Below are 13666 nucleotides of genomic sequence, written 5' to 3'. Positions count from 1 at the left end.
TATTCATTCTGTAAGTGAATTATAACTAATATATCAATTTATTAGTTTTGTAGTAGCTTCTTTCACACTTGAAATTAGTTGATTAATACTGAAGGGCTTATAGATAATTAGAGCATTATTCATCAGTTTTAATTCATTCCCAAATATTTCACTTAGGTATTGATCACTGATAAATAAGATGGGGAGCCCATTATCAGGCAATATTTTTTTTACGAGTTCAATCCCAGATTGCTTTTGGTCCAAGGATACAGAAAGTATTAATAAATCAGGTACAAAATCATCGATTTGCTTTAACAGGTTATGCGTTTCGTAACATTGTTGGGTTTGGTAATTATATAATTCCAAAATCTCACAGATATTACTTGAAAAGTTTTGGTCCTTTTCAAGGATTAAAATTTTAGACATGCTGATTATGTTTAGGGTGATTACGTGTCCTGATTCGAGTAATCTACTAATCCATTATGGTATGGGATACCTAAAAACGTAAGATGAAAATGACTAAAAATTAATTTTAAGAATTACTAGTATTACCAGTCATCAGGACATGAGCATTTTTTGCCAGTCGTTATACTTTTCTTATTGACTAACAACTAATTTAACACCAAAAGTAATTCTGGAGATGTTATTTAAAAAATTATACTTAGTGATTTTTTCAACTTACTTAAGCATCAAGAAACATCAATATTTTCACATCAAATGAAATAAAAGTTTTATCAATTCATAAAACTTCCCCAAACCATGAATTAGTAATATATAAGGCTGAAAAACGATTATTTATTTTGTGTTATATAATCTTAATTATTGGTTAATATAAATTAAGAAATGCCCTTTTTTTCGTAGAATTGTTTGAAACTTTATGTATTTAAACAATTGTATATCATGACTTCAAAGCACAATACTTTGTACCCACTTTTAATTATGCTAATAGTATTAGTATCCTGTGAATCAAAGAATTTTAATGATAATAAAGTAATTGCCCATAGAGGGGCCTGGAAAACAGGTGATTTACCTCAAAATTCAATAGCTTCATTGGAGAAAGCCATAGAATTGGGCTGTGAAGGTTCAGAATTTGATGTATGGATGACCAAGGACAGTGTTTTAGTGGTCAATCATGACGCGGATTTTGAAGGCATGGAAATAGAACAACATAATTACCAGGATCTCCTCTCAAGCAAACATTCCAATGGTGAAAAACTGTCTACCGTAGAAGAATATTTGACTGCTGGAATGAAGCAGACAAAAACTAAGTTGATCTTTGAAATAAAACCTTCCAAGCTTGGAGTGGAAAGAAGCGAATTTCTTGCAGAAAAATGCTTGCAGGCAGTAAAATCCTTGCATGCTGGAGAATGGATAGATTATATAACTTTCAGCTATGAAGCAGGACTAAAGATCATTGAATTGGATCCAAATGCAAGAGTTGCTTATTTAAGCGGAGACAAAAGTCCAGCTGAACTGAAGCAAGCAGGCTTCTTCGGATTTGATTATAATATAAAAATTCTGAAGGACAAACCAGAATGGATCAAAGAAGCTCAGGATTTAGGTCTAACGGTAAATTCTTGGACAGTAAACAAAGAAGAAGACATGAAATGGCTATTGGACCAGAAAGTGGATTTCATTACTACTGATGAGCCTGAAGCATTGCTGAAGCTGATCAAGGAAGAAAAGATAGGATAGTATATAGCTGAAGAAGCCTTTCACGCATTTTTGTTGGAAATGAACAATTTGAATCCAATTCATAGTTGTAATTAAGGGATTTGAAGTTTAAAATTTGTAAATTAAACCATGTCATTGAAGCCGACATTACTTCTTTAAACTACCACCCATAGTATTTCATCAGTAGGATTCCCTTATTATTCAACTATAACCTTTCATATCATGTCTGACAAAAAGATAATTACCATTATGGGGGCTACTGGTGCTCAAGGTGGTGGACTCGCAAGGGCAATTCTTAGCGACACAAATAGTGAATTTGCGGTAAGAGCGGTAACTAGAGATAAAAATTCTGATAAAGCCAAAGAATTAGGAGATTTGGGTGCAGAAGTGGCAGTAGCAAACCTTGATGACAAGGCCAGTATCATTGAAGCAATGAATGGTGCTTATGGTGCCTATCTGGTCACTTTTTTCTGGGATCACTTTTCACCCGAGAAAGAATATATCCATGCAAAAAATATGGCTGAGGCCGCCAAAGAATGTGAATTGCAACATATCATCTGGTCTACCTTGGAAGATACCAGAAAATATGTTCCTTTGGAGGACAATCGAATGCCTACTTTACAGGGAAAATTTAAAGTTCCTCATTTTGATATGAAGGGTGAGGCCAATCAGCTTTTTATCGATATGAGTCTTCCTACCACTTATCTCATGGCCTCATTTTATTGGGACAATTTTATTTACTTTGGAAGCGGTCCCCAAAAAGGTGAAGATGGCAAATATTATCTGACATTTCCTCTGGATGATAAAAAGATGGCAGGGATCGCAGCTGAAGATATTGGAAAATGTGCTTATGGCATTTTTAAAAAGGGGAAAAGCATGGTCGGGAAAACGGTAGGACTTGCTGGAGAAAAACTAAGTGGAACTGAAATGGCGGCAGCTTTCTCCAAGCACCTAGGAAAAGAAGTAATCTACAATAATGTAAATCCGGATACCTTCAGAAGTTTTGATTTTCCTGGGGCCGATGATTTGGGAAATATGTTTCAGTTTTATAGGGATTTTGAAGAGGTTTGTAATCGTCACAGAAATGTGGACCTTTCCAGGGAGCTCAACCCTGAACTCAAAGACTTTGATAGCTGGCTAAAACAATATGGTCATAAAGTCCCTATGGATTAAAAGGAACAAAAGGTCAAATTTCCATGGAAATTTGACCTTTTGTTCCCTTGACCCTATTCCATTTCGACGCATTAATCATTATCTGAATATTGATGATAAATCATCACATTAAAATTTATTAGCAGTATTTTACTTAGAAAGCTTCGCCAATATAAATATAAAATCCACTGGTATCCTTGCCAAAAGCGTAATCCAAGCGAGTGTAGATATCCTTTTTTGGGAACAACAAAAAGCGTAAACCTGCCCCTGCCGACCAGACAATCTTATGCAAGTATAAATTATTGAAATCAGGAAATACAGTACCTGCACCGGCGAAGGCTGCCGCTCCAAACCTCTTACTGAAACCTAGCGGAATAGGTAATAATCTGAATTCAACCTGATTTGAGATATAATTATTGTCTCTATAGCGGCCATAGTAATAGCCCCTCATTTGACTCTCTCCTCCGAGGGCACTGGTCATATTAAATGGCACCTCACCAGTATTGAATTGGCCAAATAGTTGGGCTGCCAATACATTATTTTTACCCACTGGACGGTAAATTCTATTATCAGAAATAATGGTAGCAAATTCATATTGCCCCTTCCAAAAAGGGGCATATTGGATATAGGCCAATTCAGAAAAAAGTCCTTTTCTTACATTAAGCACATTATGCCTGTTGTCATAAACTAGGCCCAATCCCAAGCCTATATTAGTAGAACCTTCACTTCCCAAGGGCAAATCAAAATTAGCTTCGGGGTGGTTGGGTTCAAAGCTTACTGATCCAAAATGATTGAAATCTAGTTCCATTCCCAAATAAAAATCCTTCTTTAATTTTCTCAATACCCTTTCTTTAATCAAAACCTGTTTTGAATCTACTAATGCCAGATAATCATTACTGGTACTTGGCCCCAAACCATAGTAGTACAAAGGAAATTGCTGATAGCGAAGTCTACCCAAAAAGAACCAGTCTTCCTTATCCGAATAATTGGCATGGTCAAACCATAAACCATATTGACCTTCCAAAGTGACAAATGTGAAGCCATTGATTTCACTTAGCCTATTGCTCGTGTCTTTATTGGCATAATAAACATATAAGGAACTAAAACCAATCTCCCAACTCGTTTCTGGAGAATAAGCCAATGTAGGATATAATAGGAATTGGGGTTCTGCCGCATCGCTGGTGTCATTAATGATTTTATTAATATATCTTTTGATAAAGCCTTGATCCTGGGCATTGGATTGTACAATGCAACAGAACAAAATCAGTGGGAGCAGTAAAAGTTGTTTTTTCATCGAATAAGGAAAATATTTATGGCTTAAAAGGTTTTAACTGCATTATATCCAAAGAAGTTTTACCCTATCTAATATTATCTGTAAAGCATTAGCATTCAAACTTATAAAATCCAATATATTACCTAGCAGTTTGTAATAAGAAAAAAACAAAAAAGCAGCCCTTTGCAGGGCTGCTTTGGATAATGAGGCCTTGATCTACGCTATAGTCCAAATAGACTTGGTAACCATAAAGTCATTTGCGGGAATAATGTAATAATAATCAATCCTATGATCATTGCCACGAAGAATGGAAGCAATGGGCGGACGACCTTCGCTATGGAGGTTTTGGCTACGCCTACTCCAATGAAGAGGACAGAGCCCACTGGTGGCGTACAAAGTCCGATACAGAGGTTAAGGACCATAATGATTCCAAAATGAACAGGGTCTATACCCAATTCACTTACCACAGGCAGAAAAATAGGCGTAAAGATCAATACAGCAGGTGTCATGTCCATAAATACACCAACAAATAGTAAAGTCAAATTGATGATAATTAAAATGATATATTTATTATCGCTTAATGAAAGTAGGATTTGACTGAGCGATTGAGGGATATCCTCACTGGACATCACCCAGGACATGCTCATAGAAGTAGCGATTAGCAAAGCTACTACAGCAGTCGTAGATGAGGATTTAAGTAAGATGGCGGGTAAATCTTTTAACTTTAATTCGCCATAAATAAAGGAAAGTCCCAAAGTATATAATACTGCAATAGCTGAAGCCTCAGTAGCGGTAAAGATACCTATAACTATACCTCCTATTACTATGACCAGTAAGGTCAAACTAGGGGCTGCTTTAAGGAAAACCTTTCCGAATTCACTAATACTAGTTGTTTCCCCCTGTGGCAAATTATGTTTTCTAATAAAGAAGGCCGCTGTTAGCATCAATAAAAGTCCCACAAATAAGCCCGGGATATAACCTGCAACAAACAATGCACCAATGGAAACACCACCACTAGCCAATGAATAAACGATAAGGATATTAGAAGGAGGAATGATCAAGCCAGTTGTGGAAGAAGTCACATTCACAGCAACTCCCAATTCCTTAGGATAACCTTCTTCATCCATTCTTTTTCCTAATATGCCTCCTAGCGCAGAGGCTGCAGCCACCGCTGAACCAGCAATAGCACCAAAAAGCATGGCAGCAATGACATTGACATATAATAAACCACCAGGAAGTCTTCCCGTGATGGCCTTGGCAAGGTTTATCAATCGGTTGGCTATCCCTCCCTTATTCATAATTTCTCCGGCCAGTATGAAAAAGGGAATGGCCAGTAAGGAAAAACTATTTAAACCAGCACCCATTCTCTGTGCAATGGTGGTCATTGAAGGCACTGCTGCGACAGTGATCATCAAGGTCAACAAACTACTGAAACCCAAACTCCAGGCGACAGGAACTCCAAGCCCCATTAGGGTAATAAAACTTAAAACTAAAACGATTATGGTTATGTATTCCATGGTTATGACGCTGGTTTATGTTGGGTCAAAAGTTTAATGTCTGCTATTTGGTAAATGCTGATCAATAGGCCACTTAGAGGGATAATGGTATACACATAGGCTAAAGGAATCTGTAGTGTACTGGATTTCTGTCCAAGCATATAGGTGATATAAACCAAATTACTTCCACCAAAGATCATCACTGGTATAGCAAAAGCCAAAATGATGATATGGATAAATATTAACAACTTGTTTTTCGCTTTACCTGTTAGTTTAGTAGGCAAAATATCTATGGCCAAATGTTCATTATGTCCAGCCACGTAAGCTGATCCCAACATCCCTAACCAAATCAATAAAAATCTGGACAGTTCATCGGTAAATGAGCTTGGAGACATCAGAATATATCTGGATAGTACCTGCCAGGTCACATTGATTACCATTAAGCTCATAATGATCATCAGCACATAGCCTACCCTATGGTTAATTTCATTCTTAATAGAACTGCTGTGTTTATTCATGGTTTCTGATTTTTTCAATGATTTCATACATTTCAGGCTGCTCCTTTTTGATGGTTTGATACAAGGGCTCCACCGCTTTTCTGAATGGTTCTTTATCAGGATAGCTGATTTTCACCCCTTCTTTTTCTAATAATTTCATGGATTCCTCTACAGATTCAGCCCAGATTTTGTACTGATAGGTGGCGGATTCATCTGCCGCTTCCTGTAACCATTGCTGTTCTTGCTCTGTCAGTCGTTCCCATACCTTAGTGCTGACGATCAACATATCAGGTACAGCAGTATGTTCATTGATAGAATAAAATTTGCATATTTCATAATGTCTGGAACTTACCACACTTGGCGGGTTATTCTCAGCTCCATCCACAATTCCTTGTTGCAGAGCCGTATAAAGTTCACCCCATGAAACAGGTGTGGGAGAACCTCCCAAACTATTGACCATATTAATGGCAGTATTACTTTCCATAACCCTGATCTTCTTGCCCACCAGATCTTCAGGGCTTTCCACAGGCTTGTCCTTGGTGTAGAAACTCCTTGAGCCTGCATCATAAAAGCAAAGCCCCTTTAGCCAAAACTGGGTACCTTCATTGAGTAACATTTTTCCAATTTCTCCATTCAGCACCCTTTCTTTATGGTCATTGTCCCGAAACAAATAAGGTTGGCTTAATACCTGAATTTTAGGAGCAAAACTTTCCATAACGGCAGAGGAAACTTTGGTCATGCCCAAACTCCCTATCTGCAGGAGTTCAACTAGTTCACGTTCACTTCCAAGTTGGGCATTTGGATAGACATGGACTTTCATTTGCCCATTTGACTTTTCCTCTACTCTCTTGGCCATAAAGATCATCGCATCATGCACAGGGTGGTTGGTGTCCAAACCATGGCCTAGTTTTATAACTGTTTTACCCCCTGGACCTTTACATGAACTTGCTATAGATAGAACAATAAAAACCAGTAGGTTAATGTAGGTTATTGTTTTCTTGGGTCTTAAAAATCTCATTATTTCTTTTTTAGGATTAAAGGGATTTTATGATTGAAAGTGCATGGCCAATCTGTTCTTCCAAGGCAGCATATTTCTTTTCCTGAATCCACTCTTTTTTGAATAATTGTGAGCCCATTCCTACACAGCTCACGCCCGCTTTAAACCATTTTCCCAAATTATCTTCTGTAGGCTCTACACCGCCTGTGGGCATAATCTTTATTTCAGGTAAAACCGCTTTTACCGCTGAAACAAAAGCAGGACCTAGGACATTGCCCGGGAAGGCTTTGAATACTTGGGCGCCCATTTCTTTAGCGTTGAAAATTTCTGTAACTGTTCCGCAACCCGGGATCCATAGCACATCTTGTTTATTGCAGACCACTGCCACAGAAGGAATCAAGGCGGGAGATACAATAAAATCCGCCCCCGCATCTAAAAATTCTTCTACTTCAGTGGGACTAAATATGGTTCCAATGCCTAAAACTAATCCTTCGAATTGGTCTGCATGTTCTTTTAAGGCCTTGAAGACCTCAAGGGAATTGGCTCCTCTATTGGTAAATTCAAACACCCTGACACCCGCTCGATAGGATGCTTCCATGACTCCTTTGGCTACCTCAATATCGCTATGATTGAAAACAGGGATCATACCTGTTCCTTCCATAGCCGAAATAATATCACTTTTACTAAACTTCATATTTGATATTTATCTTAACAATTTTCCAACATTTTCTCCTTTAACCAACTGCTTGACCTCATCAACTGAAACAAAATTTGCATCACCAGGAATGGAATGTTTGAGGACAGATGCTGCCGTGGCAAATTCCAGGGCTTCCAGGTCAGAAGACGCTAGTAAACCATAGATCAGTCCGGCCATATAAGCATCTCCTCCCCCTACTCTATCCACTATATGTGTCATGTCATATTCTGTTGATGTAAGGAGTTCTTTTCCATTCCATAGTACACCGGAAAGTTTATTATGAGAAGCACTGATTGAATCCCTGTAAGTAGTAGAAACATACTTGATGGAAGGTGATTTTGCCTGAGCTTTTTGACAAGCGGTCACAAAATCCTTTTCATGAATATCCATACAATTTTCAAAGTCAGTCAGTCCGGCAATGATCAGGTCTGTTTTATCTATCAATGCGGGCATAATGTCCAATGGGCCTTTTCCATACTGCCATAGATTTCTTCTATAGTTGATGTCTCCACTTATTTTCACGCCCTGTTGACGGGCTGCTATTACTCCTTCTAGGCATATCTGAGCTGCAGATGCTGAAATAGCTGGAGTTATGCCAGTCCAATGAAACCAATCAGCTCCTTGGAATATTTCTTCCCAATTGATTTTTTTTGGATCAAAATTCGCAAAAACTGAGTCAAAACGGTCATAAATGATTTTTGAAGAGCGCTGCATGGCTCCATTCTCTACAAAGTACAACCCCATCCTTCCTTCATCAAAATACACATATGAAGTATCCACCCCTGCAAATCTCAAATACTGTGTGGCGGCTTTGCCAAGATCGTGATTTGGAAAGGCTGTCACATGCGCTGCTGATAGTCCCCAGTAGGCTAAGGATACCGCCACGTTGGCCTCTGCCCCACCATATACTGTATTGAATGTGTTTGAATTAACAAATCTTTCGTGACCCGGAGTGGATAGTCTCATCATGATTTCCCCCAGGGTGATCACCCGTTTTTCCATTGATAACTTCTATTTTATTTCCCGAATTAAAGTCAAAATAAATTTGTTTTGAAAAAAACCGCTGAATTTATTCTGATTAATTTTTTTATTCCATAAATTGCGCAATCGATTGCGCAATATAGTAAAAATATCATATATGAAACATAAAATATTAAAGATCCATCCTAAGGACAATGTCTTGGTCGCCCTTACAGACCTTAAAAAAGGCGACCAAGTTCACTTTGAAGGAAAACCTATCACACTAAGTCATGATGTCAAGGCCAAGCATAAATTTGCCGAAGAATCACTAAGCATTGATGATAATATCTTCATGTATGGGATCATTTGTGGTAAGGCCATGCATCCTATCATGAAAGGTGAAGTACTTACAACTCAAAATGTAGCCCATAAAACTGAGGAATTTACAGGTAAGAGACAAAGTAAAGCTTGGATTGCTCCTGATATAAGCAAATGGAATAAGCTCAATTTCATGGGGTATCAGCGTGGAGACGGTCAGGTGGGCACAGCCAATTATTGGTTAGTGATTCCATTGGTTTTCTGCGAAAACAGGAACATAGAAATCATGAAAGACGCATTTGTTGAGGAACTGGGTTTTGCCAAACCTAATAAATACAAGGCTTTTGTTAAACAGATGCGCGAACTCTATGCTCAAGGCGATAAAGAAAAGATTTCCCAACTTAATGTAGAAACGGTAGAACGCGATCAAGACAATAAGCTATTTAAAAATATTGATGGCATTAAATTCCTGACCCATCAGGGAGGATGTGGGGGCATCCGACAGGATTCTGATATGCTTTGTGCCCTGATTGCTGGGTATATCAACAACCCAAATGTGGCCGGCGCTACTATACTGAGCCTTGGCTGTCAAAATGCCCAGCCAAGTATCTTGAAAGATAAATTAAATAAAATCAATCCTGAGCTCAAAAAACCAGTCTTACTATTTGAGCAACAGAAAGAAGGAACAGAAAGCACCTTGTTGACCAATGCTATTCAGCAAACTTTCTTGGCCCTGACAGAGGCAGATCAAATTTCCAGAACACCAGCTCCTCTCAGTAAATTGACTATAGGTTTGGAATGCGGTGGTTCTGATGGTTTTTCTGGTATTTCAGCTAATCCATCAGTGGGACATGCTTCTGATTTGATTGTCGCACTAGGAGGCAAAACCATATTGTCAGAGTTTCCTGAACTGTGTGGAGTGGAACAAGAACTTATCAATCGATGTACTACTGATGAGTCGGCAGAAAAATTTGTTCATTTGATGAGAGCCTATGCGGCATCTGCTGAAGCAGTGGGATCTGGTTTTGATATGAACCCAAGTCCTGGAAACATTAAAGATGGATTGATTACGGACGCTATGAAATCGGCTGGTGCGGCTAAAAAAGGTGGGACCTCGCCTATTGTAGATGTTTTGGATTATGCGGAATATGTGGTCAAACCAGGATTGAATTTGCTATGTACCCCAGGCAATGATGTGGAAAGCACTACGGCTATGGCCGGTTCTGGAGCAAATATTATTTTGTTCACAACAGGACTTGGCACTCCAACGGGAAACCCTGTTACTCCTGTACTAAAAGTTTCCTCAAACCACAACCTGGCGGAAAAGATGTCTGATATCATAGATATCAATACCGGTGAAGTGATTTCGGGTGACAAAACCATTGAGGAAATGGGAGAAGAAATTTTGGAGCAGATTATTGAGGTTGCCTCTGGAAATAAAAAGGCCAAGGCGATGGAACTTAACCAAGATGATTTTATTCCGTGGAAAAGAGGGGTATCTCTTTGAGTTGTCAAACAGTTTTAACGGAGAAAATAGATTAAGAAGGCGCTTTTCAGCGCCTTTTCTTTTGGTTATTTCCTGATATTCTCGGAATCGATTTCGTAATTAAACTGAATCCTTTATTTGACAAGCTATGATTTAATTGTCATTTTTAGACTTGAATAATTTAATCAAATATAAAAATGATGTTTAAGAAATTTTCTTTTACTGCAGCGTTAATCCTCGGTGGATTAATTTCCTTTTCCTGCTCCCAAAAGACCGAATCAAGTGTCCAAGAAGATGGCTGGACCATATTATTTGATGGCGAATCACTGGATGGCTGGAAAGCCCTCGGTGGTGAGGCTGACTTTCAGATAGTAGATGGAGAAATCGTGGGGATTTCCAAAGTAAATACACCCAACACTTTCCTTAGCACTGAAGAATTATATTCAGATTATATCCTTGAATTGGATTTGAAGATTGAAGATGAGACAAGTAATTCTGGTGTAATGACCAGGGGGCAGTATGATGCCGAAAAAAACCGCGTCTATGGTTACCAAATCGAGGCCGACCCAAAAGAAAGAGCTTGGTCTGGTGGACTTTATGATGAAGCAAGAAGAGGATGGTTGTATCCATTGACCTTAAATGAACCAGCCAGAAAGGCATTTAAATTGGGAGAATATAACCATTATAGAATTGAGGCCATAGGAAATGAAATCAAAACTTGGGTGAATGGAGTTCCAGTGGCCTATGTAGTAGATGACATGGATAGCAAAGGTTTCATTGGTCTGCAGGTACACAGTATTGGCAATAACCCTGACCATGCAGGTAGAAAAACCTACTTTAAGAATATTAAGGTAAAAACTGAAAGTTTGGATCCTAAGCCTTTTCCTGCTGGACATTATGTAGTAAGTACTGTTGATAATACATTGACAGACTATGAAAAAGAGGATGGTTGGAAACTTTTGTTCAACGGCCAGAATGCAGATGGCTGGAAAGCGGCTTATAAAGAAGAATTCCCATCAAATGGCTGGATAGTAGAAAATGGTGTTTTGACCATTAAAGAATCAGATGGTAGTGAATCTGAAACATATGGTGATATCGTTACTGAAGAAGAATTCAGTGCTTTTGACCTTTCCTTCCAGTTTAAGCTAAGTGAAGGTGCCAATAGCGGTGTTAAATATTTTGTTACCCTTAGTGAAGGGAATACCGGTTCAGCCATTGGTTTGGAATACCAAATATTGGATGATGAAAAGCATCCTGACGCCAAGAAAGGAAAAGACGGTAACCGTACCCTAGCTTCCCTTTATGATTTGATCAAAGCGGATAAGCAAAGCAGATTTATCAAGCCAATTGGTGAGTGGAACCAAGGTAGAGTGGTCGTTTATCCGGATAATAAAGTAGAGCACTATCTAAATGGTGTTAAAGTAGTGGAATATGTAAGAGGATCTGAAGAATACCGAAACCTGGTAGCAGGTAGTAAATACAAGAATTGGGAAAACTTTGGTGAAGCTCCTGAAGGACATATCCTGTTGCAGGACCATGGAAACAGGGTTAGTTTTAAATCCATCAAGATCAAAGAGCTCAAATAATCGTATTTAGAAAATAAATGTCCTTATAGCGCCAAAACATAAATGACTCCGAGTCCAAAATAATTGGCATTTGGGGTCATTTGTACTTTAAAGGTCAATTAATAGTAAACCCCAAATAGAAGAATTTATATTCCGTTTAATTATGAAGAATAAAAATAACAGACGAGAGTTCATTAAAAAATCCGCTTTGGCAACTGCAGGAATATCCAGTTTAGGAGCCTTAGGTTTTTCTGCCAAAAGCTATGCAAATATCATCGGAGCCAATGAACGCCTCAATATAGCTGTATGTGGATTGGGAAGAAGACTTGGTGCTTATTATGATCCGATAAAATTGCCTCAATCCAATGTAAACCTTGTTTATCTATGTGATGTAATGAAATCACAAAGAGAGAAGGCCGGCAAAAAATTTACCGATCTACTGGGCTATAGCCCAAAATTGGAAAACAGTATTTTCAAGGTAATAGAGGATTCTGAGGTGGATGCTATCATCAACGCTACCCCTGATCATTGGCATGCTCCAGGTACTTGGATGGCAGTAGAAGCAGGGAAGCATGTTTATGTAGAGAAGCCTTGTAGCCATAACCCAAGAGAAGGAGAGCTTTTGGTTGAATACCAAAAGAAATACAATAAAGTGATCCAAATGGGGAACCAACAACGCTCTTCTTTACCCAGCAATGAAATTATCAAGGCTATTCATGAGGGGGCTTTAGGAAAAGTATTTAAGGCTACTGCATTCTACTCCAATTCGAGGGGACGTGTACCCAATCCAAGTAAAGCAGCTGTTCCTGAAGGTTTGGATTGGGATTTATTCCAAGGACCGTCACCAAGAAAGGAATATATGCATGACACATGGGATTATAATTGGCATTGGTATGGTTGGGACTTTGGTACTGCAGAGACCGGTAACAATGCAACCCATGAATTGGATATCGCCAGATGGGCATTGGGAGTGGATTTCCCCAACAGGGTCATGGTAGACTCAGGAAAGTACCATTGGGAAGATGATGGTTGGACCATGTATGACACGATGGATGCAGTATTTAAGTTTGAAGACAACAAGACCATCCAATGGGACGGAAAAAGCCGAAATGGAATGCAAACTTATGGAGGTGGTAGAGGCACCATTATATATGGTACTGAAGGCTCTGCATTTATTGACAGAAGTGGCTACAAACAATATGATCGCGGTGGTAAATTGGTAAGGGAAAATTACGGTAAAGGATCAGAATCAGCTACTGCTCTAGGTGGCGGCGGTGATGTATCCACTACCCACGTATATAATTTCTTTGAGGCGATTAGAGGTAAAGAGAAACAGAACTCCCCTATTGATGAAGGAGCTAAAAGTACTTTACTTTGCCATTTGGCCAATATAGCATCCAGAACTGGAGAGGTTTTGGAATGTGATCCTAAAAACGGCCATATTACCAATAGCAAAGAGGCTAAAAAGCTTTGGTCCAGGGAATATGAAAAAGGTTACGAACCAACCATTTAATAAAGCAACCATATAGTAAAAGTAGGGAATTAACGTTCTCTGCTTTTTTTGTCTACAAA

Annotated in this window: 12 protein-coding genes; 5 read left to right on the top strand and 7 right to left on the bottom strand. The window is 38.7% G+C overall.

Features of this window, described 5'->3' with window-relative positions:
• Positions 1-33: 33 nt before the first annotated feature.
• The gene (locus KZP23_RS17550; protein WP_226333085.1) at positions 34-405 is read right to left on the bottom strand and encodes a response regulator; all 372 of its coding nucleotides are present in this window, start codon (positions 403-405) and stop codon (positions 34-36) included.
• A 513-nt stretch (positions 406-918) separates the two neighbouring features.
• Between KZP23_RS17550 and KZP23_RS17545 the strand changes: the two genes are divergently transcribed.
• Both KZP23_RS17545 and KZP23_RS17540 read left to right on the top strand, forming a co-directional pair.
• Entirely contained in the window at positions 919-1674 is a 756-nt protein-coding gene (locus KZP23_RS17545; protein ID WP_226333084.1) for a glycerophosphodiester phosphodiesterase, read from the top strand.
• A 201-nt stretch (positions 1675-1875) separates the two neighbouring features.
• Positions 1876-2826 carry an NmrA/HSCARG family protein gene (locus tag KZP23_RS17540; protein WP_226333083.1) on the top strand — a complete coding sequence of 317 codons (951 nt, stop codon included), beginning with the start codon at positions 1876-1878 and terminating at the stop codon, positions 2824-2826.
• 133 nt (positions 2827-2959) lie between these two features.
• On the opposite strand, the gene KZP23_RS17535 is transcribed toward KZP23_RS17540, so the two are convergent.
• The 6 genes from KZP23_RS17535 to KZP23_RS17510 all read right to left on the bottom strand — a co-directional run bounded on the left by KZP23_RS17535 (position 2960) and on the right by KZP23_RS17510 (position 8767).
• Entirely contained in the window at positions 2960-4099 is a 1140-nt protein-coding gene (locus KZP23_RS17535) for a BamA/TamA family outer membrane protein (RefSeq protein ID WP_226333082.1), read from the bottom strand.
• Positions 4100-4299: 200 nt separating this feature from the next.
• Positions 4300-5595 (bottom strand): TRAP transporter large permease, encoded by a 1296-nt coding sequence (locus KZP23_RS17530; protein ID WP_226333081.1) that lies wholly within the window; start codon positions 5593-5595, stop codon positions 4300-4302.
• 2 nt (positions 5596-5597) lie between these two features.
• Entirely contained in the window at positions 5598-6092 is a 495-nt protein-coding gene (locus tag KZP23_RS17525) for a TRAP transporter small permease (RefSeq protein WP_226333080.1), read from the bottom strand.
• Positions 6085-7089, bottom strand: coding sequence for a TRAP transporter substrate-binding protein (locus KZP23_RS17520; protein WP_226333079.1), 1005 nt, complete (start codon positions 7087-7089; stop codon positions 6085-6087). The genes KZP23_RS17525 and KZP23_RS17520 overlap by 8 nt, the downstream gene beginning before the upstream one ends.
• A 16-nt stretch (positions 7090-7105) precedes the next feature.
• Complete coding sequence (locus tag KZP23_RS17515) at positions 7106-7762, bottom strand: bifunctional 4-hydroxy-2-oxoglutarate aldolase/2-dehydro-3-deoxy-phosphogluconate aldolase (protein ID WP_226333078.1); 657 nt, start codon at positions 7760-7762, stop codon at positions 7106-7108.
• 9 nt (positions 7763-7771) lie between these two features.
• Positions 7772-8767 carry a sugar kinase gene (locus KZP23_RS17510; RefSeq protein WP_226333077.1) on the bottom strand — a complete coding sequence of 332 codons (996 nt, stop codon included), beginning with the start codon at positions 8765-8767 and terminating at the stop codon, positions 7772-7774.
• Positions 8768-8903: 136 nt separating this feature from the next.
• On the opposite strand from KZP23_RS17510, the gene KZP23_RS17505 reads away from it, so the two are divergent.
• From KZP23_RS17505 to KZP23_RS17495, 3 genes are all read left to right on the top strand, one after another.
• Positions 8904-10550, top strand: a complete 1647-nt coding sequence (locus KZP23_RS17505) for a UxaA family hydrolase (protein WP_226333076.1) — start codon at positions 8904-8906, stop codon at positions 10548-10550.
• Positions 10551-10729: 179 nt separating this feature from the next.
• Positions 10730-12115, top strand: a complete 1386-nt coding sequence (locus tag KZP23_RS17500) for a 3-keto-disaccharide hydrolase (RefSeq protein WP_226336545.1) — start codon at positions 10730-10732, stop codon at positions 12113-12115.
• Between the two features lie 142 nt (positions 12116-12257).
• Positions 12258-13607, top strand: coding sequence for a Gfo/Idh/MocA family protein (locus KZP23_RS17495; protein ID WP_226333075.1), 1350 nt, complete (start codon positions 12258-12260; stop codon positions 13605-13607).
• Positions 13608-13666: the final 59 nt, after the last annotated feature.

The sequence above is a fragment of the Echinicola marina genome, from assembly GCF_020463795.1.
Classification (GTDB): Bacteria; Bacteroidota; Bacteroidia; order Cytophagales; family Cyclobacteriaceae; genus Echinicola; species Echinicola marina.
This window is presented reverse-complemented; position numbering and strand designations above follow the sequence as displayed.